Below are 20,534 nucleotides of genomic sequence, written 5' to 3'. Positions count from 1 at the left end.
GGTGTGCTTCTAGTGTTACAATTTCCACAAATCTACTGCACAATGGGTTGCGTCAGTTCTGTCAAAAATCTGTGCTCCGTTGTTGTCTGTACAAAGTACCATGCTGGGTACATTGGAACAATCATTTTTGTACACACAGCTCAAACCTTGTTTGATGTACCCTGGCACTGTTGAAACGGTTTTTGCTTTTGAAGCGTTTGCAAATGCACCGAACGCCACAGCACTAAACAATGCTACTGATAAAAACATTTTTGCTTTTTTCATGATATTAAAAATTTAAATTTATTTTTTGATCTACTTTTTTCTACAGGTGTTCGATCTAATTCCTGGTTTAAAATATTATTGTCTTACTGTGCCATCATACTTATAGGCTACCAGTTCGTTGTCAAAAATGAAGTAAACAAAGTTCTTGTAGGCGAACATGGCCTGCGGTTTTACTTTATCGAGATTATGTACATAGAAACTGTAATCATATGTCTTAGTGTTGAGGTTATATACATCAATTACTGAGGACTGTTTCCAGAGTTTTGATGATTCGTAACGACCCCGCAATTTGGAATTTACAAAAAGCTGATTACCAGAAACTGTACTTAATTTATTTACCATTAAAGGTGGTGCTGCCAGTTTCCTTGCGCCGTTCGCTAAGGATGCTATCTTTAGTTTAGCAACCTTAGTAGTATCGATTGTATTTCCCCGATAAGAAATATTCAGGTTCCCGTCGGTAACAATGAATTCATTTCGATAGAAATAGGTGTAAACAAAAGTCTTAGTGCCGGGATTATACCGCAACATACCATCACAGTCGAAAACGCCATCAATCTGTTTCTGTAGCAATTTATCATTAGCAATGAGCTGATTATTCTTTTCTGAGAATATGAGTTTAGCAAGTACGCTTTCTTTTGTTTTTGGCTTTCTCGTTCTTATCGCAGCGGTAATAGAATCAATAGGTTCGAATACAGAAAAATAAGTCTTGTTACCCTTTAACTGCTTTGCAGTCCAAGTATTAGTATTTCCTCTAAATATACATGGGATTGTACCATCAGTTAGGAAAAAGTAAGGTGGCTGAACACGAACCAGTGCACCATTGAAGGGCAGGCTATAATTATCAATCTGTATTTTGTACTGCTTTGTAAATTTCAAATTACTGCTTATAGCCAAAACCGTTAATGGAGCGGCAAAATTCCCCAGATAAATTGTATCGTTTACAACGCCTGCGAAATAGAATCCTCCGTATTTTAAATCGATTTGACCGGCTTTATTGTACAGGTATGGTGGATATCTGCGGACAAAGTTGTTTTCCTGATGGATGATCTGCTCTGATTTTATAAAAAGAACAATGACTATGCCTACTGCAAAAAGCGTGGATATAAATAACAGGATCAATTTATATTTGATTTTCCAAACATTGGTCTGCATCGGAAGTTTTTCTAAGGATAATATGATTGCTACCGCCGCAAGAAAGCAAAAAACAATATTAAAGTATATATGCTGCTGCCATGTCATTTTTTCAAGTATTCCACCACATGAACATGGAACGAATTCGCTGTAATTTAATATTATGAATATGTAAGCCGTGAACATCGTCATTAAGGTAAAAGAAGCGGTTAGAGCGAAAAACCGGGTTCTGCTGAACATTAAAAGAAGCGCTATGACTATTTCCAAAGCCGGAATAAACCATGCAACCCATCCTGCGAACGCACTAAGCAATGGAGACTGTCCGAGTTGAATTGTAAAGCTTTCATAACTGGCGAGCTTGCTAAATGCGGCATAAGTGAATAGGATCAGAAACAAGAAGCTTATGATTTCAACGACGTATTTTTTAAGACAGGAAGTTTTCATTTTTAAAATTTAGTATTGTAAAATTCTGAAAATGAAATTAGTAACAGATTGCTATTTGGGAATATCGTTATGCACCAGTTAAAATTTTATTTTAAGATTATCCCTTAATGCGTTTCACTTCGCCAGGTGAATAATTGTATTTTTTCTTAAATGCCTTGAAAAAGTTTGTGTAGTTACTAAAACCACACAAAAATGAAATTTGTTTCAGCGGAAGAGTTGTTTGTTGAATTAAGTTATGGGCTTTTTTTAATCTTTCGTCGTTATAGAACTGATAAACACTTGTTTTAAGAAGATTCCTGAAATACTCTTTTAGTGTAAATTCATTGGTGTCGAACATTTCGGATAATTCCTTAGTTGATGGAAGTGGTGCTTCCAGATGGTCTAAAATGTATTCCTGAACTTTTTGGATTAAAGATGTAGCATGATCTATGCCTGGTGTTTTTAATTTTTGATGATTGATATAAGGATTTAAATATTCGGCGTTTTGTATTTTTTCAGCTACGTCATTGAGCATAGTTGCGATTTCGTTAAATTGTTTATCATCGCCGATTAAAGATATGCGATGACTTAAGTTGCCATTAATTAGTTCTAATAGCATACGATAAATTGATTTAATCTTTTGTTTAGTAGTGTAATTATCCATACCAAAAAATTTAGGAAGCGACTGCTAAAGTATAGATAGGAACTATCAGAATCAAGAAGTATAGTGTGTGATTCGGGAATTAAACACTGTGATTTGAAATTATTTTATTATAATTATTGTACTGAATGATAATGGTATGAAAACAGTAAAGCCCTTTGTAATAAGGGCTTTTATTTCAACTGCTTTTCTTTTTTAAGAACTTTTCGCAAAAGGTTGGGAGATAAATTTCTGCTTTAAATTTGCCATATCATCGCTAACACGTTTATCTAAAACTTTTGCATAGTGCTGCGTAGTTCTGAGACTTTTATGTCCTAACATTTTACTGACACTTTCAATTGGTACTCCATTTGTAAGTGTAATGGAAGTTGCAAAAGAATGCCTAGCCATGTGAAATGTTATCTCTTTTTGGATGCCGCAAACATCCCCGATTTCTTTAAGGTAGCTATTCATTTTCTGATTACTTAAAACAGGTAGAATTCGATCTTCATTTATGCATTTCGGGTGTTCGGCATATTTTTGAACTAACTCTTCGGCAATAGGTAGTAAAGGAATTTTTGAGCGAACATCAGTTTTTTGACGATTCTTAAATATCCATTTTTGACCATCTATGCCAATCCCAAGGTGGTCTTTTTTTAATTGCTGCACATCAATATATGCTAATCCGGTGAAGCAACAGAATATGAAAATATCTCTAACTTGTTCCAAACGTGAGTTTACAAAACGCTTTGCATAGATTTTTTGAATTTCTTCTTCGGTTAAAAACTCTTTGTCGATTTCATAAACTTTACCATCATACTTGCTGAATGGGTCTTTGTCTAACCAATCATTATTGAGGCAAATGTTGATTATTTTTCTAAAGTTTCGGATGTATTTGACAGCGGTATTATTAGCGCAGTTCTTAACGCTTCTTAGATAAAATTCAAGTTCCATTATCATGGCATGGTCTATTTTGTCAATCCTAATATCTGAGACTTTATATTTCCAAGAAAGGAAATTTTCTATGTGATTCAAAGTTACTTGAAAGCGTTGGAGTGTGCCATGAGCATACTTTTTACCTAACAGTGCTTTCATCTTATTGTTATGATCCTGGAATATTGGAATAAGCATTCTGTCAGTTCTATTTGTTCCCAGTAAAATTGCCTGAAAATTTTCGATAGAGATTTCTTCTTCTTTGTGCATTAAATCCATTTCGGTACTCAGTACTTTAGATCTCATCATATCAAGATAGCTATTTATTGAACGAGCTTCCTCGGTACTACCTTTCATTTTTGCTAGTTCTGGAGACCATTTGGTTTTATCAATGAATTTTTTAGAACTGAATTCAAGGCGTTCTCCGTTTACGGTTAATCGAACATAGATAGGAAGTTTGCCAGTAGTGTTGGCATTTTTACTTCTGGTGTAGAAGTGTAATGTGATTTTTGCTTTCATTTTGGTAACCTTTTTAGTTAGTATTCAATTTAAATTTCTAATTGAAAGCAAACAAGATGTACACCTTTTGAACTGGTTAATGAACTGGTCAGAAGTACAGTGTTTGCAGCCCTTAAGAAAATTTAGCGATGCCCTTTTCGATTTCTTTTTCAAGGGCATCGCTTTTGCCCCTTAAGTTTTAAGATTGAATGAATAATTTGAAGATTACAGAAATGCAAAAACCCAACAAATCCTAAGATTTGTTGGGTTTTGATTCCTATTGAATTTTAAAATGTGGGGAGAGCAGGATTCGAACCTGCGAAGATGTAATCAGCGGATTTACAGTCCGCCCTCGTTGGCCGCTTGAGTATCTCCCCATGGCCTTTAGCGATTGCAAATATAAAAACACTTTTGAGCTTCACAAACAAAATCGGAACTTAATTGTGTAACTTTTTTTAAGCTATTGGTTTTAAAAGCAATAAAAAAATCTCCCGAAGGAGATTTTTAAGTATTATCATCAAAAAGGCTTATTTTAGCTCTAAAAGCGCTTTGATTTTGGCTTTCATTTCCTCATGAGGCAAATCAATTCCAACAATCCTTCCTGAGGAATCTAATAAAAAAGTAGTTGGAATTAACTCAATGCCGTATTGCACTGCAATAGGATCTTCCATTTCTTTTAAATTTGAAACCTGTGTCCAAGTCAGTTTGTCTTTAGTGATAGCGTTTTTCCATTTGGAAGCATCAGTATCTAAAGAAACGCTAATGATATTAAACCCTTTGCCGTGAAACTCATTATACAAAGCCACTAATTTCGGATTGGCTACTCGACACGGCTGACACCATGAAGCCCAAAAATCAATTAAGGTTACTTTGCCTAAACTCTCTTTTAAAGAAACCAATTTCCCTTCAGGATTTGGTGCTTTAAAGTCAGGTGCAATTTGATTAAGGCTTACGGTTGACTTATCGCTGGCTTTTTTTTTAAGGCATCAATGTTTTCTTTGATGCTTTTACCCGGTTTAGTTTTTTTCAAAGATTCATCCAATGAATTGTAAATGTCTTCAATTTCTTTAGGAGTATATTTTGGATTGTTCATCATCATTTGTACAATCAAAACACTAATAAATGATTTTGGATGTGATTTTGGATACTCAAAAGTGAAGTCTTCCATGCTTTTTTGAGCCTCTTTTTGGAGAGGTTCGTATTCAGCTCTAAGTTTGTTGGCAATCGCTGTATCTTTGGTTTTTTCAACTACTTCAATAAGGGCTTTATTTTTGGTTTCAAACGCTTTCATTTTCTTTTGCATTCCTTTTTGAAGCTTGTTTGATCCTTCATTAAATTTGGTAAACTCTTCATTGCTGTAAGTTCCGGTTAATTTAGACTTGAAAAGACTGTCTTTGTCAACTTCTACTGCAATTTCGCCACCTTCTAATATTAAAGGAATTTTACCGTTTACTTTATCTATTTGAATAAAATGAATTTCAGGCTCTGTGGTTTTTCCTTTGATTTCAAACTTTCCGTCTTCAATTTTTACAGTATCAATAGCCATGTATCCCATTCCCATTGGACTTTGTTTCTCTAAGAATATAAGACCCGTTTTCATGCCTTTTATATTTCCTGTGATGATGTATTCACCTTCTGCCAAATTATTGCAAGCGAATGTAACAAAGGCTATGGCTACTAAAAGAATTATTTTTTTCATTTTTTTGGTTTAAATTTTTAACGACTGCAAATGTATTTAAATTGCAATAGGATAAAGTGAATTTTTTGTTTTTTTTATATAATTATTTTTTGGTGGACGGACAAACAAATTGGGTGCAATTAACAGCAGTTTGCTTAATGCCATTCATGCCTTTTTCCACATTAATCAGATTGTGAATTCCTCTTGATTTTAAGATAGAAGCCATAATAACAGAACGATAACCACCGGCGCAATGCAAAAAGAAGTTATCTCCTTTAGGAACGCTTTGGAAGTTTTCATTAACGGTATCTAATGGAATATTTACAGCATTTTCAACATGCTCGGCTTCGTATTCCCCCGGTTTTCTGGCATCAACCACTATGCTGTTTGTGGTTAATTGACTGGAAAATTCTTCAGGAGAAATTGATTTAATACTATCTGTTTCAAAACCGGCATTACTCCAAGCTTCAATACCACCGTTTAAATAACCTAAAACATGGTCAAAACCAACACGTGATAATCGAGTAATAGTTTCTTCTTCTCTTCCTTGTGGAATAACCAATAACAATTTTTGATTGACATCTCTTAGTAAAGAGCCAACCCAAGGTGCAAAATTACCTTGTATACCTATAAAAATCGAGTTGGGAATATGGGCTTTTACAAAATCATTTTCGTGGCGAACATCTAAAACGATTACATCGCCTTGGTTGGCAACGGCTTCAAATTCCTTTGGCGAAAGTCCAATATTACTTTTTTCAATAACTGAATCTAAACTCTCGTAACCTTTGATATTCATCATCACGTTTTGAGGAAAATAAGCCGGTGGAAGTCCTAAACCGTCTAATAGTTCTTTGGTAAATTCTTCCTTAGTCATATCAGCTCTTAAGGCGTAATTGGTTCGTTTTTGGTTGCCCAAAGTATCCGTTGTTTCTTTGCTCATGTTTTTGCCACAAGCACTTCCGGCACCATGACTCGGATACACAATCAATTCATCGCTTAAAGGCATAATTTTGTTTCGCAACGAATCAAACAGATAAGATGCCAGTTTTTCCTGAGTCAATTCTTCTGTTAAGGCTTGTGCTAAATCAGGTCGGCCTACATCACCAATAAATAAAGTATCACCGGTAATGATACCGTGTTGCTTTCCGTTTTCATCGGTCAAAAGGTAACAAGTACTTTCTAAAGTATGACCCGGAGTGTGAATGGCTTTAATGGTATAATTACCTACTTTAAATTCCTGATTGTCTTCTGCAATTATGGCTTCAAATTCAGGAGCAGCCGTTGGACCATAAACAATTTGGCCACCACTTTTTTGCGCTAAATCTATGTGTCCCGAAACAAAATCCGCGTGGAAATGGGTTTCAAAAATGTATTTGATTTTAGCATTGTCTTTAGCGGCTTTGTCGAGGTAAGGTTGTACTTCGCGGAGCGGATCAAAAATGGCCGCTTCACCATTGCTTTCAAGATAATACGCTGCTTGAGCAATGCATCCGGTATATATTTGTTCGATTTTCATAGTGGAAAAGATTTATGCAAATTTAAAGATTAGAGAAGTAGGAACAATTTGAATTTAGAATACTTTATGAAAATATCTCTTTGTAAATAATGAATACAGCCATGGTCAAAACAAAGAACCCAAAAATTTTCTTGAGTCTTTTTTCGTTGATGTATTTTTGAATAAAAAGACCGATAAAAATACCAATAACTGATAAAGCAGTAAATGACAACAGAAATTTCCAATCAATGATTGTAGTTTGAACATCGCCAAGGAAGCCAATTAGGGAATTGATAGTGATAATTAAAAGCGAGGTGCCAATGGCTTTTCGGATTGGCAATTTGGCTAGTTTCATCAAGGCAGGAATGATTAAAAAACCACCGCCGGCGCCAATTAACCCTATCAATAATCCCACTAAAAACAATTGGAAAATCAACCAGTATTTGTTTTGTGGTTCCGCTTTTATGATGACTTTACTTTCTTTCAGCATCGAAATGGCCGCTAACAACATGACAACGGCAAAAATCAACATTAAAAAAGTGTCTTTGTTTAACTGTAAGGAACCTAAATATAATAGCGTATCAGGAATACTTGGAACAACAAATTTTCGAGCCAAATAAACACCAAGTACGGAAGGAATAGCAAATTGAAAAGCAGTTTTTACGGCTATCGAACCTTTTTTAAAATTTTGAATACTTCCGAAGGCTGAAGTAGTTCCAACGATAAATAGAGAATAAGCACTAGCCATTACAAAATTCAGATTCAGCAAGTAAACCAATATCGGTACAGTTAAAATGGAACCGCCACCACCGGTAATTCCTAAAACGATGCCTATAAATAAAGCACCTATATATCCTAAAATTTCAAGCATTATTAAAAATGATAATTAGTGTAAAAATAGTGTATTTATGTTAAAAAAAAGTCACAGATTTCATGTAGTAAAATTCAATCGTAAAATTCTATTATTTAAAGTTTTTTCTTTAAAAATGATTTTTGTGTTAGTTAAATTATCACAAATAAATTGAATTGTAACTTTAATAGATTGCATATCAATAAATTTGGTAAAATTTCAATTAATGCTCAAAAAATTATTTTTCTGTCTGTTGATGGCGTCCACCTCAATAGTACAATCTCAGGTGCTTATTAATGAGTTCGATTCTGATACACCAAGTACCGATGACAAAGAATTTATCGAACTCAAATCAGAAGCACCCAATTTTTCTCTTAATGGCTATGTCTTAGTTTTCTTTAACGGAACAGGGTCTTTAGCCGATACCAGCTATTTTTCAATAAGTCTGAATGGTTTAACTACAGATGTAAATGGTTTGATTCTTATTGGTAATAATTTGGTGTCACCGGTACCGGAACGGGTTTTCGGTGTAAGTTCTATTCAAAATGGTCCTGATGGGGTTGGTTTATATTTAGGGTCAACGGCTGATTTTCCTATGGGAACTACTGCAACCACGACCAATTTGATTGATGCTTTGGTTCATTCAAATGCAGTTGCACAAGCCACAAACTTATTTCCTTTATTAGGGGTAAGCACTCAAATAAATGAAAATGTAAACAGTCAAGGCACCTCGCAATCCATTCAAAGAAAAACAGACGGAACTTGGGAAGTCAAAGCACCAACTCCCGGAGCCAATAATGATGGAAGCGGTTTTATATTCAACGGTATAACCATTACGGCTAATACAGCACATAAAAATGAAGGCGATACTTTCCCTATTACCTTTACAACGCAAACCAATGTAACGAGTGATTTATCATTTTCTTTCACACTCAATAATGGTTCTTTCAATACTGCCGATTTTACCGGAACGACTTCAGTTTTTATTCCCACAGGTTCAAATACTTTTTCTACGACCATTACATTGGTTGATGATATTGTCGATGAAGGCGATGAAGTACTGAAAATAAAGTTTGGCGATTTGCCATTGGGTTACAACCGAAGAAATGACAATGTTGAAATCAGAGTAGTTGATAATGATTTTTCTACTTCACCTTACGGAACACCATTGAATCCAACTTTTGGAAATGTTACCAGTACGGTACCAATAGGGTATTATGCTTCAATAGAAGGATTGTCAGGAGCCGCTTTAAAGCAAGGATTACAAGATATTATTGCCAATCCGGCAGTTGTTCGAGCGCATACTTATGGAGACATAACGGATATTTTAAAAGTAGCCGATCAAAACCCGTTGAATAGCAATCAGGTTTGGTTGATGTATGTGGAAACTCCTAGAGCCAAGTTAGATTTTCAAACTTCTTCCAGCAGTATTGGTTCCTGGAACAGAGAACATATTTATCCGCAATCGCGTGGCGGATTTGCCAATGCTACTGAGGATACTCCGGATGGTATAAATGTATGGTTACCAACCAGCGCAGATGATATTGCAGCAGGTCATTCCGATGCACACCACCTTCGTGCTGAAGACGGACCCGAAAATAGTTCCAGAAGCAACAAAGATTACGGATTAACAGGATACAACGGTCCAAGCGGAACGCAAGGTTCGTGGAAAGGCGATGTGGCCCGATCTGTTTTTTATATGGCAGTTCGTTACAATGGGTTAGAGGTGGTCAATGGAGATATTCCTGATACAACCGTTGGACAATTAGGTGATTTAGCCTCGTTATTATCATGGAATCAATCTGACGCCAGAGACGATTTTGAAATGAACAGAAATAACTACATCTACACTTGGCAAATGAATAGAAATCCATTTATCGATTATCCGAATTTAGCCGATTATATTTGGGGTATTCATGCCGGAGAACAATGGTTTTCGTCGCTTTCTACCAATGAAAATTCAACGATCTATTTTGTAGTTTATCCTAATCCGGCCAAAGATAGTTTTACTGTTTCAGGCTTGAATTCCGATGCTGTATTGGAGCTTTACAATAGTTTAGGGATGAAAGTTTTTAAACAAAATTTTATTGGACAAACTACTATGAATCCTAATGTGAGTACCGGAGTTTATTTGGCCAAAATAACCAGTAACGGTAAATCTGAAGTGAGAAAAATAGTGATTCAGTAATCATTACAAATCAATATAAATTAAGCCAGTCCAAACCGATTGGCTTTTTTATTTGAAGTAAATCGTAAAAATGGTACCTTCATTAATCGTACTTTCGGTTTTTATTTTACCACCCATAGCATCAATTTGATTCTTGGTAATAAACAATCCAATTCCTTTAGCATCAGGGTTGTTGTTAAAGGTTTTATACATGCCGAACAAATTATCACCATACCTTTTTAGGTCAATTCCAATGCCGTTATCTGCTATAATCAGTGCTTTTTCTGTTTCATCATAGGAAATAGTGACAATCGGTTTCCGATTAGGATGGCTGTACCGAATAGCATTTGACATAAAATTGTAAACAATGCTTTCCAAATAAGCAGCATTGTAATTAATTTCAATATAATCGGGAACCAAATTTTTTACAATCGCTTCTTTATTAATAATTTGTTGGTTTAAAAGGGTTTTGCTTTTTTCTATGTAATGGCTCAGATTCAAACGCTCAATCGTTAAATTAATGTTGGTTCTGATGTTGACCACTTCGTTCAAATTCCTCAAAGTTTCATCAAGTGATTTCGATACTTGTTTGAGTAAATCAACCATTTCGTCTTGTTCTTCTTTGGTTTTAACACCATCCAAAAGACTCGAAATTAACTCAATATTACTAGTGTGTGATCTAAGATTATGCGATACAATAAACGAAAAATTCAAGAGCCTTTTATTTTGTTCTGAAACCAATTCAAAGGATTGTTTTAATTCCTCTTCGGCTCGTTTTTTATTAGTAATGTCTTCAACAATAGCGATGTGATTTTCTATAGCATCTCCTATTTTTCCTAACGTGGCAACAATTAGATTGACCCAAACCACTCGGCCCGATTTATGGATATATCTTTTTTCCAACCAAAACTCTGAAATCAACCCTTTTTTGAGTTTGTCCATGTTATTCAAATCCTTTTCCAAATCATCAGGATGGGTTATACTTTGAAAATCAGTTGCCAAAAGCTCTTCTTCAGTATAGCCCACAATTCTGGCGTATTCTTTATTAACCGTAATGAAATGTCCTGAATTGGTGTCTAACTTGGCAATGCCAACCGGTGCCTGAGTAAAAATGGCCCTGAATTCGGCTTCGCGTTTGACAATTTTCTTGGTTTGTTTCTCAATTAAAAGCTGCAGTTTGGCCGGTTTTTTCAATATCGAGGTTATCCATAGTGCCGAAATCATGCAAAGCAATAATCCTAATATAATAGAGGTATAAAGCTGGTAAAAAATATTGTTATTATAACGGCTTATTAAATAGAGTTTCCAATCACCATCAGGTATGGTAACGGTTTGATAGTATTTATTTTCTAAATTAATTTTACCCGGAAGAAAGAACTCTTCTTTTTGGGTCGTCGGATTTTTTTTAGAGAACTGAAAGTAATATTTCGAATCATCAATCGCCTGAATGCCGCTTTCTTTCAGTAAAGTTTCTATTTTGATAATTACCGCTGAAAATCCCCAAAATTGATTGTCTTTAAAAATAGGCAATCGCCCTACAACTGCAATGCCACCTTGCTTTAGTTGTAACGGACCGGCAAAAAACATCAACTTCGTTTGAATCGATTTTTCAGCTTCTTCTTTGATGCCCGGCGTATTTAAAATATCATAATTAAGTGCCGCTTTGTTTTCCTCAAACGGATACACATATTTAATTACACCACCGGGAACCAATTGAACTGCATCTATAGCTGCGTTATTATTAACCAATTGTGCCGAAATTTCTTCAAAGTTTTCAGGTTCACCATTGTCATTGATGGTCATCGCTAAAGTTAGCGTAGTCGTGTAGCTGTTTTTAAGTACTTGCTCAAAATTTTGACGAACTACATTGATAATGTTCGACATTTCTCGATGTTCATTTTCCCTAACTACCTCATACCTAAGTTTTACCAAAAAACTCAATATGGTAATCATAATCAGAAAAATTAAAAAGCCCGTTACATTGGGCCTAGTCAAAAACCAAACCGAAACTTTTCTCAAATTTTCTTTAAAATTCATAAAGAATCTGTTTTTGATTGAGTGAATTGTAGCGTATAAATATAGCAAAAAACGCCTAAAAACTCAGAATGATATTAATTATTTTAATAATAGTAAGTTTACTTTCCGATACAGAAGTTGGCGAAGATGTTTCCTAAAAGTTCATCGTTTGTCACTTCGCCGGTAATTTCACCAAAGTAATACAAAGCTTGTTTGATGTCAATAGCCATTAGGTCTGAAGACAAATTAGTATCCATCCCAAAACGTACTTTCTGAATTTCTTCCAAAGCTTTTAACAACGAATCATAATGACGGGTATTGGTCACAATAGTTTCGTTATTGCGCAAAGCACCTGTGTTGACAAATGACATGAGTTGGTTTTTCAAATCTTCAATACCTTCTTTGTTTTTGGCGGAAATATAAATGGTTGTCGGTTGTCGGTTGTCTGTTGTCAGTTGGTGGTTTATGGTTGAAAGCATTTCCTGATCAATCAAATCTTTTTTGTTGATGATGATTACAATGGGTTTTAAGGGAAACTGATTTCGAATCTTTTCGATTTCAATTTTTACGCTGGTCAAACTCTCAACTGACAACCGAGAACCATCAACTAATAGCAAAACCACTTGCGCTTGCTCAATTTTCTCAAAAGTTTTTTTAATCCCAATGCTTTCTACAACATCTTTCGTCTCGCGAATTCCGGCAGTATCAATAAATCTAAAACCAATTCCTTCAATGACTAATTCGTCTTCGATGGTATCACGCGTGGTTCCGGCTATGTCGGAAACAATGGCGCGTTCTTCGTTTAATAAAGCATTCAATAAAGTAGATTTTCCCACATTGGGTTCACCTACAATGGCCACAGGAATTCCGTTTTTAATTACATTACCCACGGCAAAAGAATCGATTAATCGTTTTAAAACAAATTCAATTCGGTTTAATAAATCTTTGAATTGAGTTCGGTCGGCGAATTCTACATCTTCTTCGGCAAAATCTAATTCGAGCTCAATTAGCGAAGCAAAATTCAATAGTTCTTCACGCAGTTTGGCAATCTCGTTACTGAAACCACCGCGCATTTGTTGCATCGCAATTTGGTGACTGGCTTCATTGTCCGAAGAAATCAAATCGGCTACGGCTTCGGCTTGTGATAAATCGAGTTTGCCGTTTAAAAAAGCACGCAACGTAAATTCGCCCGCTTGTGCCATTCGGCAACCTTTTCGCAGCAATAATTGAATGATTTGTTGTTGAATATAAGTCGAGCCGTGACACGAAATCTCAATCACATCTTCACCCGTGTATGAATGCGGATTTTTAAAAATAGAAAGCAATACTTGATCATACACTTTTCCCTCATCAACAATATGTCCGAGATGAATCGTATGCGTTTTTTGCTTACTGATGGCTTTTCCGGAAACCGATTGAAATACTTGTTCAGCAATAGTAATAGCATCATTACCCGAAATTCGGATAACGGCAATCGCACCGGCACCCGAAGGCGAAGCTAAAGCCACTATTGTTTCCTGTGAAATCATTTTTAAAATTTTGGGCAAAGTTAAGAAAAGTATAGCAGTATATTTTTATTAATGAGTTAAGGTTAAATATTTCATAATCTGACAATTATCATTTTAATTCAAAATTTATAATCGTAAATTTAAGTGAACATCAAAATGAAACACCATGAAAAAGATACTGATTCCATTAGATTTTTCCGAGACATCAGACAATGCATTTATCTATGGCTTGGAAATGGCAAATTTATTGAAAGCCGAATTGGTTTTGCTGCATACATTTGTATTGCCTGTGGTTGATAATCAGGCGATATCATTTAATTATGCAACCATTTACAACACAATCGAAATGGCTAATTTTGATCATTTCAAAGAAAAATTACCACAACTTAGAAGCATTGCTTCAGAAAGAAATTTAGATCATATTGCAATGAATCACATTATGATGGACGGCGATTTACTTTATAACATTAAAAAAGTAGTGGCTGAAGAAAGCATTGATTTGGTCGTTATGGGAACCAAAGGTGCCGAAGGTTGGTTTGATACTTTTATAGGAACCAATACGGGTTCTGTAATCACCAGTGTTGCCGTTCCGGTGCTGAGCGTTCCGGCTGACGCCAAATATCAAAAAATTGAAACCATTGCTTTTACCACGCGTTTCAGACCAAAAGATATTGATGCCTTGAACAAAGTATTGTTTTATGCTAAAAAGTTTCAGGCGCAGGTCAAATGCCTTTACGTAAAAACTAGTGATTCTGATGTGAATAGTGAGACTATCAACCGCTGGAAATCTCATTTTGAAGACGAGGAAAATTTACAATTCTTTATCATTCCCGATGAAGATGTACAAAGGACCATTGAGGATTTTTTGGACAACCAAAGCGCAGATATGTTGGCGATGCTGACTTACAAAAGAAACTTTTTTGTCGAACTTTTTACAACGTCTACTACTCAAAAATTATCCTATTATTTGAAAACACCGATTTTGGCTTTGCACGAATAAAAAAAACCGTCTTGATTTTTCAATCGAGACGGTTTTGGTATAAAGGTTAGTTTATATTAGTTGTTTAGCATTACCGGCATTACCAGCATGGTAACGGTTTCACCTTCGTCTAAACCATCAATTGGCGTAAGGATTCCGGCGCGGTTTGGCATGGACATTTCCAACATAATTTCGTCCGATTGTAAGTTGGTTAACATTTCAGATAAGAATCTGGAGTTGAACCCAATTTGCATATCATCACCTTGGTAATCACAAGTCAAACGCTCTTCGGCTTTGTTAGAGTAATCAATGTCTTCGGCAGAAATGTTCAATTCGGCACCGGCGATTTTCAAACGAATTTGGTGTGTGGTTTTGTTAGAGAAAATCGCAACACGACGTACAGAGTTCAATAAAAGCACTCGATTAATCATCAATTTGTTTGGATTTTCTTTTGGAATTACCGCTTCATAGTTTGGATATTTTCCATCGATTAAGCGACAAGTCAATACGTAACTGTCAAAAGAGAAAGTGGCGTTAGAGTCGTTATATTCGATAGTCACATCAGATTCCGACGTTCCTAAAATGCTTTTTAAAATATTCAAAGGTTTCTTTGGCATAATGAAATCGGCCACTTGTGATGCTTTCACATCGGTACGAGCATATTTCACTAATTTGTGTGCATCAGTCGCTACGAAAATCAAACCTTCCGGAGAGAACTGAAAAAACACACCACTCATTACCGGACGTAAATCGTCGTTTCCGGCAGCAAAGATGGTTTTACTAATCGCGGTCGCCAATACTTCTGAAGGAACAACTGTCGATGACGGATTGTCTAAACTAACCGATTTTGGAAATTCTTCACCCGGAGCATAAGCAATCGCATATTTTCCTGAGTTGGAACTGATTTCAATCGTGCTGTTTTCTTCTACCGTGAAAGTTAAGGGTTGCTCAGGAAACGTTTTTAGAATATCTAATAACAATTTCGCCGGTACAGCCACGCTGCCTTTGCTGGTAGAATCAATTTCTAAAGTAGCCGACATAGTTGTCTCTAAATCAGAAGCCGAAACGGTTAGGGTTTTATGGTCTAATTCGAATAGGAAATTATCTAAAATAGGCAAGGTATTGCTACTGTTGATAACGCTACCTAAAACTTGTAGTTGTTTTAATAAGTATGAACTCGATACTATAAACTTCATTTTAATTTATTTTTTACAAATATATCTTAAACTAACAGATTTCAAAAAGTTTTTTATTAACATTACTTGCTGTATTTTCGCTTGCGCAAAAAGGTAAAGGCTACGCCAAATAACAACAAGATAACGATTGGAACTGCTACAGTTACGACTTGCGAATAGGTGTAGTTGTCATAGACTTTTTGTTTGTCCAAAATTGGCAAATCGACTTCCTTGCTTCGAATGTTAATAAGTCCGTTGTCATCCAACAAATAATTGACGCAATTCATCATAAACTCTTTATTGGCATACAAATTATTAGTCCATTTGTCATAACCCAATTCGAGTGGAGCTCCATTTTTATCCAACTGATTTTTGATGATATCTCCGTCTGAAACCACTATCATTTTATTGGCTTTGCCCAAGTTTTTGAAAGTGTTGTCTTTAAAAGGCAAAACCCTGTTTTCATACATTGAATGAAATTGTCCTTCCAATAAAACTGCGACAGGATAATTGCCTTTTCCGGCAAATTCTTTGGGTTCAGGACGAAGAGAAACCACTTCCAAACTCACTTGCGAAGGTGTTCCAACCAATCTTGAAACTTTTGAAGATTGTAGTAAAACAGTTTTCTTAATATCATTGCCTAAAAGTTCAATTGGGCTGGCAAAGTCAAACTTAATACCGTCCAAATTACTCACAATTGGATTGTTTGTAGTTGGATAAACCATTGGCGAATAAAACCAAGGATATTGCGTGTATTGCGTCGCACTTCCTTGTTCGCCTGTGGCCAAAGCGATAGGCGTATTTTGCAAATCAAAAATCAAATCGGGACGAATTCTAACACCGTATTTGAAGAACATATCGTTCAAGCCTAAATCTCTTGGGAAAGCTAAATTGGTACCGGTTTCGTTATACAAACTGTCCATTTCCATATTGACTTGGTCCACTAGCCAAAGTGTTTTTCCACCGTTGATGATGAACTGGTCTAAGACTTGTTTTTCTTCGTCAGAGAAAGCTTCAGTAGGTTTAGCGATTATGGCTAAATCATATTTTTTAAGGTATTTTAGAGTCTCGTTTGGACTTTTGGCCACAGAATCTAAAGTAAAGGGTCCGATGTAATAATTCTCTCTTACTGCTGTAATAAAATTGGCTATGTAACGGTCTTCTAATTCGCCGTTTCCGTTTAGTATAATGACTTTCTTTTGTTTGGCTTTGGCTACTGTATTGATGGCATTAGCGAAAGCATATTCTAAATGTTGTACTGAACTAATAACTTTTTCCGCTGTTGATGCACCCATCATGTTTTTAAGCAAAGGTACTTTCACCACTCGGTCACCGCATGTCGCCACAGCCCATGGGAAAACAACTTCTTGCGTTTGCTGGCCTTTGTCATTTACAGTTACATTAACCGGAGTTAAACCGCGTTCCAAAAATGATTGAATAGTCGCATCTTGTTGTTCTTCGTCTTCCATCGGATTGACGAACTGGAAGATGATATTTGGATTTTCGGCTTTGAATTCTTCTAATAATTGTTGGGTTTCTGTTTGCAGTTTTTTGAATTCACCCGGAAATTCACCTTCTAAGAAGACGTCAATATAAAGAGGTTCTTTAACTTCGCTTACAATCTTTAAGGAAGTTTCAGAAAGCGTATACCGTTTGTCGGCTGTTAAGTCAAATCGTTGGAACGCAAAATGACCGGCAAAGTTCAAAACCACTACAAATAGTAGGGTAACAGCTATTTTTTTTAAGTTGTTTTTAGACGCGCTCATTATGATTTCAGGGATTTTAATTTATACACAGTAAACGATAAAAACAAAAAGGCCACACTTACAAAATACAAAATATCACGAGTATCCAATACGCCGCGAGACATGCTTTTGAAATGATAATCCATCCCGATTTTGGAAACGATATCTTCAAAACCTGTTACATAATTGGAAACACCTTCAAATCCAAAATAAAAAGCAAAACACAAAAACACCGAAAGTAAAAATGATACAATTTGATTTTCAGAAAGGGTAGAAGTGAAGATGCCGATTGCGGTATAAGAAGCCACTAAAAATAAGAGTCCAAAATAAGAACCCATTGTACTTCCCATATCGATATTGCCTTCTGGCGAACCCAAACTTGAAATCACGTAAACATAAACCAATGTTGGAATAAGTGCGATTACAATTAGAAGTAAAGAACCTAAAAATTTGCCGTTTACGATTTGCCAAATCGATAAGGGTTTGGTCAATAAAAGCTCAATAGTACCTTGCTTTTTCTCATCCGAAAAACTACGCATGGTCACTGCCGGGATCAGGAAAATCAATATCCATGGCGCTAAAGTGAAAAACGGACTCAAATCAGCAAAACCGCTTTGCAAAATATTATATTCTCCGTCGAAAACCCAAAGGAATAATCCGTTGAGCAAAAGAAAAATGGCGATCACCAAATAACCTATCGGCGAACCAAAAAAGGATTTTATTTCTCGTAATGCGATTGATTTCATTTATATTGTTGTTGTTAATGTTTTTTACTGAACACTAGTTACTGAATACTGAACACTTTATCCACGCTCCATGCTTCCGGTTTGTCATTGAATAGTTTTTTGGTAAATGTCCAAACGTCATCAAACAAAGCTGATCTTCTGTAATTTTCCAAATCTTCTTCGGTTTCCCAATAACTATAGGTAAAGAAAATACACGGATTGTTTTTGTCTTGATACAACTCCAAAAAACGATTGCCTTCTGAACCACGTATCTTTTCTTTAATGCTGTCAAAATTTTCCAAAAACATTGGAATATTTTCTTGGTGAAAGCTCATTTTTACTATTCTAACAAACATCTTATCTCTGTTTACTTATCCCTAATTCCTTAATTTTTAAAATCTATCGTCACCAAATCTCTGTACTGCAACCCTAAAAGGGAACTTGCAGAACCAACTGTGTCGGGATTACTTCTAAAAATGGCAATCTCTAAAAAACCTGCTTCGTTGAATATCGCCAACTTTTCGCCTTCATAATCTTTCCAAGAATACTTTTCGGAAACTACAATGTCCGAGTATTTGGGTAAGATGGTTTTAATGGTTTGGTTTTTAAATTTAATCTCGTAAGGTCTGCCTTTGCCCATCTCCAAAAACAACTTCTTAGAAATATTAGTTACGGCATTACCCAAATGGTCTATATAAATCACATAACCTTTTATTTGATTGTCTTTGACAATGGCTTGTAATTCGGTTACTTCTTTGATAGTCTTGATTTCTTTGCCGATGACATTCAGCAAACCGCCTTTGGCCAAATGACAAGCTACTTTTACGAATACATCCAAATCGGTGGCATCGCTCGGTAATCGGTCGTGTATGTTTATGGTAACCAATTTTTGTGGGACAATCTTTTGAATCAACATACTTAAGATACCGTTATCGGCACAAACAAAGTATTGATCGTTCCATTGCATAGCAATGTGTTGGTTTTCTGCATTCAATTCAATGTCTACACCAATTAAGTGAACAGTGTCTTTTGGAAAACTACCATAAGCTGCGCCAATCATGTAAGCCGCTTCGGCTATATTAAAAGCGTCAATATGATGTGAAATGTCGATAATGACAGCTTCAGGATATTCAGACAACAACTTACCTTTCAAAGCACCGACAAAGTGGTCTTTTAATCCGTAATCGGTAGTTAAGGTAATTATTGACATAGATTGTTTATAACTTGATGGAAATTGGGCTCAAAAATAGTAAAATCTAACCTTTTAATTGATTAAATTTGGATACAAAGCTAATAATATATAGCGAATTATTTTAATTTAATACTACTGCTTTTGAACGAACGTATCATTGAATTACACGACATCGCACCCAAAGAATTTTGGGGCGCTCAAGACACTCATCTTGAAACTATTAAAAGGTATTATCCTAAACTCAAAATTGTCGCTCGCGGCACAACCCTGAAGGCATTTGGCGAAAAAGAAGAGCTCGATGAGTTTGAAAATCGCTTTAACCGCTTGATGTTGCATTTTACGCGCTACAACAATATTGATGACAATGTAATTGATCGAGTCATACATAGTAATTCTCACGAAGAGCAACGCATGCCCGACAGTGATAAAATTTTGGTGCATGGTATAGGAGGAAAGCTGATTAAAGCCATGACGCCTAACCAACAAAAGTTAGTAGATTATGTAGCCAAAAACGATATGGTATTTGCCGTTGGTCCGGCGGGAACAGGTAAAACCTATACCGGTGTGGCTTTAGCCGTAAAAGCTTTAAAGGAAAAACAGGTAAAGAGAATCATTTTAACACGTCCTGCTGTTGAAGCTGGTGAAAACCTCGGATTTTTGCCGGGTGACATGAAGGAAAAACTCGATCCGTATATGCAGCCTTTATATGATGCGTTGCGCGATATGTTGCCACCACAAACATTGGAAGATTATTTATTAAAAGGAATCATCCAAATTGCACCATTAGCTTTTATGCGTGGTCGAACGTTGGACAATGCATTTGTAATCTTGGATGAAGCGCAAAACACGACGCATTCGCAAATGAAAATGTTCTTAACCCGTATGGGTAAAAACGCCAAATTCATCATTACCGGTGATCCGGGTCAAGTAGATTTACCGCGTCGGACAATTTCAGGATTGAAAGAAGCGATTTTAGTATTAAAAGATGTTGAAGGTATTGGAATCATTTACCTAGATGATAAAGATATTGTTCGCCACCGATTGGTAAAAAAAGTAATTGATGCTTATAAGAGTATTGAGAACAACGATTACTAGTCTGCAAAAAAAAAAGATAT

Annotated in this window: 18 protein-coding genes and 1 tRNA gene; 3 read left to right on the top strand and 16 right to left on the bottom strand. The window is 35.8% G+C overall.

Annotated elements, in window-relative coordinates:
* Positions 1–15: 15 nt before the first annotated feature.
* The 9 genes from C8C84_RS14970 to C8C84_RS14930 form a co-directional block, all read right to left on the bottom strand.
* The gene (locus C8C84_RS14970; RefSeq protein ID WP_121314414.1) at positions 16–264 is read right to left on the bottom strand and encodes a hypothetical protein; all 249 of its coding nucleotides are present in this window, start codon (positions 262–264) and stop codon (positions 16–18) included.
* A 75-nt stretch (positions 265–339) separates the two neighbouring features.
* Positions 340–1,839 (bottom strand): DoxX family protein, encoded by a 1,500-nt coding sequence (locus C8C84_RS14965; RefSeq protein ID WP_121314413.1) that lies wholly within the window; start codon positions 1,837–1,839, stop codon positions 340–342.
* 97 nt (positions 1,840–1,936) lie between these two features.
* Positions 1,937–2,482: an AraC family transcriptional regulator gene (locus tag C8C84_RS14960; protein ID WP_121314412.1), complete on the bottom strand. Its 546-nt coding sequence runs from the start codon at positions 2,480–2,482 to the stop codon at positions 1,937–1,939.
* A gap of 192 nt (positions 2,483–2,674) precedes the next feature.
* Complete coding sequence (locus tag C8C84_RS14955; RefSeq protein ID WP_121314411.1) at positions 2,675–3,910, bottom strand: site-specific integrase; 1,236 nt, start codon at positions 3,908–3,910, stop codon at positions 2,675–2,677.
* Between the two features lie 274 nt (positions 3,911–4,184).
* Positions 4,185–4,266: transfer RNA gene (locus C8C84_RS14950), tRNA-Tyr, on the bottom strand.
* 150 nt (positions 4,267–4,416) lie between these two features.
* The gene (locus tag C8C84_RS14945; protein ID WP_121314410.1) at positions 4,417–4,827 is read right to left on the bottom strand and encodes a peroxiredoxin; all 411 of its coding nucleotides are present in this window, start codon (positions 4,825–4,827) and stop codon (positions 4,417–4,419) included.
* Positions 4,828–4,838: 11 nt separating this feature from the next.
* A complete protein-coding gene (locus C8C84_RS14940) occupies positions 4,839–5,588 on the bottom strand; it encodes a DUF4369 domain-containing protein (protein ID WP_121314409.1) in 750 nt (249 codons plus the stop codon).
* 82 nt (positions 5,589–5,670) lie between these two features.
* On the bottom strand, positions 5,671–7,083 hold the full coding sequence (locus C8C84_RS14935; RefSeq protein ID WP_121314408.1) for a rhodanese-like domain-containing protein: 1,413 nt from the start codon (positions 7,081–7,083) through the stop codon (positions 5,671–5,673).
* 64 nt (positions 7,084–7,147) lie between these two features.
* Positions 7,148–7,933: a sulfite exporter TauE/SafE family protein gene (locus C8C84_RS14930; RefSeq protein ID WP_121314407.1), complete on the bottom strand. Its 786-nt coding sequence runs from the start codon at positions 7,931–7,933 to the stop codon at positions 7,148–7,150.
* Between the two features lie 205 nt (positions 7,934–8,138).
* Here C8C84_RS14930 and C8C84_RS14925 point away from each other — a divergent pair, with 205 nt between their 5' ends.
* Complete coding sequence (locus C8C84_RS14925) at positions 8,139–10,100, top strand: endonuclease (protein WP_121314406.1); 1,962 nt, start codon at positions 8,139–8,141, stop codon at positions 10,098–10,100.
* Between the two features lie 48 nt (positions 10,101–10,148).
* Here C8C84_RS14925 and C8C84_RS14920 read toward each other — a convergent pair whose 3' ends face one another.
* Both C8C84_RS14920 and mnmE read right to left on the bottom strand, forming a co-directional pair.
* The gene (locus C8C84_RS14920) at positions 10,149–12,116 is read right to left on the bottom strand and encodes a PAS domain S-box protein (RefSeq protein ID WP_121314405.1); all 1,968 of its coding nucleotides are present in this window, start codon (positions 12,114–12,116) and stop codon (positions 10,149–10,151) included.
* 98 nt (positions 12,117–12,214) lie between these two features.
* Complete coding sequence (gene mnmE, locus C8C84_RS14915; RefSeq protein ID WP_121314404.1) at positions 12,215–13,624, bottom strand: tRNA uridine-5-carboxymethylaminomethyl(34) synthesis GTPase MnmE; 1,410 nt, start codon at positions 13,622–13,624, stop codon at positions 12,215–12,217.
* 145 nt (positions 13,625–13,769) lie between these two features.
* On the opposite strand from mnmE, the gene C8C84_RS14910 reads away from it, so the two are divergent.
* Positions 13,770–14,603, top strand: a complete 834-nt coding sequence (locus C8C84_RS14910; protein ID WP_121314403.1) for a universal stress protein — start codon at positions 13,770–13,772, stop codon at positions 14,601–14,603.
* Positions 14,604–14,659: 56 nt separating this feature from the next.
* Here the strand turns inward: C8C84_RS14910 and dnaN are convergent, their stop codons facing one another.
* From dnaN to C8C84_RS14885, 5 genes are all read right to left on the bottom strand, one after another.
* Entirely contained in the window at positions 14,660–15,778 is a 1,119-nt protein-coding gene (dnaN, locus tag C8C84_RS14905; RefSeq protein WP_121314402.1) for a DNA polymerase III subunit beta, read from the bottom strand.
* Positions 15,779–15,840: 62 nt separating this feature from the next.
* The gene (gene gldG / locus C8C84_RS14900; protein WP_121314401.1) at positions 15,841–17,526 is read right to left on the bottom strand and encodes a gliding motility-associated ABC transporter substrate-binding protein GldG; all 1,686 of its coding nucleotides are present in this window, start codon (positions 17,524–17,526) and stop codon (positions 15,841–15,843) included.
* Positions 17,523–18,248, bottom strand: coding sequence for a gliding motility-associated ABC transporter permease subunit GldF (gene gldF, locus C8C84_RS14895; RefSeq protein ID WP_121314400.1), 726 nt, complete (start codon positions 18,246–18,248; stop codon positions 17,523–17,525). The genes gldG and gldF overlap by 4 nt, the downstream gene beginning before the upstream one ends.
* Positions 18,249–18,286: 38 nt before the next feature.
* Positions 18,287–18,583 (bottom strand): putative quinol monooxygenase, encoded by a 297-nt coding sequence (locus C8C84_RS14890; protein WP_121314399.1) that lies wholly within the window; start codon positions 18,581–18,583, stop codon positions 18,287–18,289.
* 29 nt (positions 18,584–18,612) lie between these two features.
* Positions 18,613–19,437 carry an S-adenosyl-l-methionine hydroxide adenosyltransferase family protein gene (locus C8C84_RS14885; RefSeq protein ID WP_121314398.1) on the bottom strand — a complete coding sequence of 275 codons (825 nt, stop codon included), beginning with the start codon at positions 19,435–19,437 and terminating at the stop codon, positions 18,613–18,615.
* Between the two features lie 123 nt (positions 19,438–19,560).
* On the opposite strand from C8C84_RS14885, the gene C8C84_RS14880 reads away from it, so the two are divergent.
* Positions 19,561–20,514, top strand: coding sequence for a PhoH family protein (locus tag C8C84_RS14880; protein ID WP_121314397.1), 954 nt, complete (start codon positions 19,561–19,563; stop codon positions 20,512–20,514).
* The last annotated feature ends 20 nt before the right edge of the window (positions 20,515–20,534 follow it).

Source organism: Flavobacterium sp. 102 (genome assembly GCF_003634615.1).
Taxonomy (GTDB): Bacteria; Bacteroidota; Bacteroidia; order Flavobacteriales; family Flavobacteriaceae; genus Flavobacterium.
The sequence above is the reverse complement of the archived record's forward strand: the minus strand, read 5'-3'. Positions and strand labels throughout refer to the sequence as shown.

Bases quoted from the DNA above. Each gene is read 5' to 3' on its own strand.
- C8C84_RS14890 (WP_121314399.1), bottom strand. From the start codon at position 18,583: ATGTTTGTTAGAATAGTAAAAATGAGCTTTCACCAAGAAAATATTCCA.
- C8C84_RS14965 (WP_121314413.1), bottom strand. From the start codon at position 1,839: ATGAAAACTTCCTGTCTTAAAAAATACGTCGTTGAAATCATAAGCTTC.
- C8C84_RS14935 (WP_121314408.1), bottom strand. From the start codon at position 7,083: ATGAAAATCGAACAAATATATACCGGATGCATTGCTCAAGCAGCGTAT.
- C8C84_RS14925 (WP_121314406.1), top strand. From the start codon at position 8,139: ATGCTCAAAAAATTATTTTTCTGTCTGTTGATGGCGTCCACCTCAATA.
- C8C84_RS14885 (WP_121314398.1), bottom strand. From the start codon at position 19,437: ATGTCAATAATTACCTTAACTACCGATTACGGATTAAAAGACCACTTT.
- C8C84_RS14920 (WP_121314405.1), bottom strand. From the start codon at position 12,116: ATGAATTTTAAAGAAAATTTGAGAAAAGTTTCGGTTTGGTTTTTGACT.
- mnmE (WP_121314404.1), bottom strand. From the start codon at position 13,624: ATGATTTCACAGGAAACAATAGTGGCTTTAGCTTCGCCTTCGGGTGCC.
- C8C84_RS14955 (WP_121314411.1), bottom strand. From the start codon at position 3,910: ATGAAAGCAAAAATCACATTACACTTCTACACCAGAAGTAAAAATGCC.
- C8C84_RS14940 (WP_121314409.1), bottom strand. From the start codon at position 5,588: ATGAAAAAAATAATTCTTTTAGTAGCCATAGCCTTTGTTACATTCGCT.
- gldF (WP_121314400.1), bottom strand. From the start codon at position 18,248: ATGAAATCAATCGCATTACGAGAAATAAAATCCTTTTTTGGTTCGCCG.
- C8C84_RS14960 (WP_121314412.1), bottom strand. From the start codon at position 2,482: ATGGATAATTACACTACTAAACAAAAGATTAAATCAATTTATCGTATG.
- C8C84_RS14910 (WP_121314403.1), top strand. From the start codon at position 13,770: ATGAAAAAGATACTGATTCCATTAGATTTTTCCGAGACATCAGACAAT.
- dnaN (WP_121314402.1), bottom strand. From the start codon at position 15,778: ATGAAGTTTATAGTATCGAGTTCATACTTATTAAAACAACTACAAGTT.
- C8C84_RS14930 (WP_121314407.1), bottom strand. From the start codon at position 7,933: ATGCTTGAAATTTTAGGATATATAGGTGCTTTATTTATAGGCATCGTT.
- C8C84_RS14970 (WP_121314414.1), bottom strand. From the start codon at position 264: ATGAAAAAAGCAAAAATGTTTTTATCAGTAGCATTGTTTAGTGCTGTG.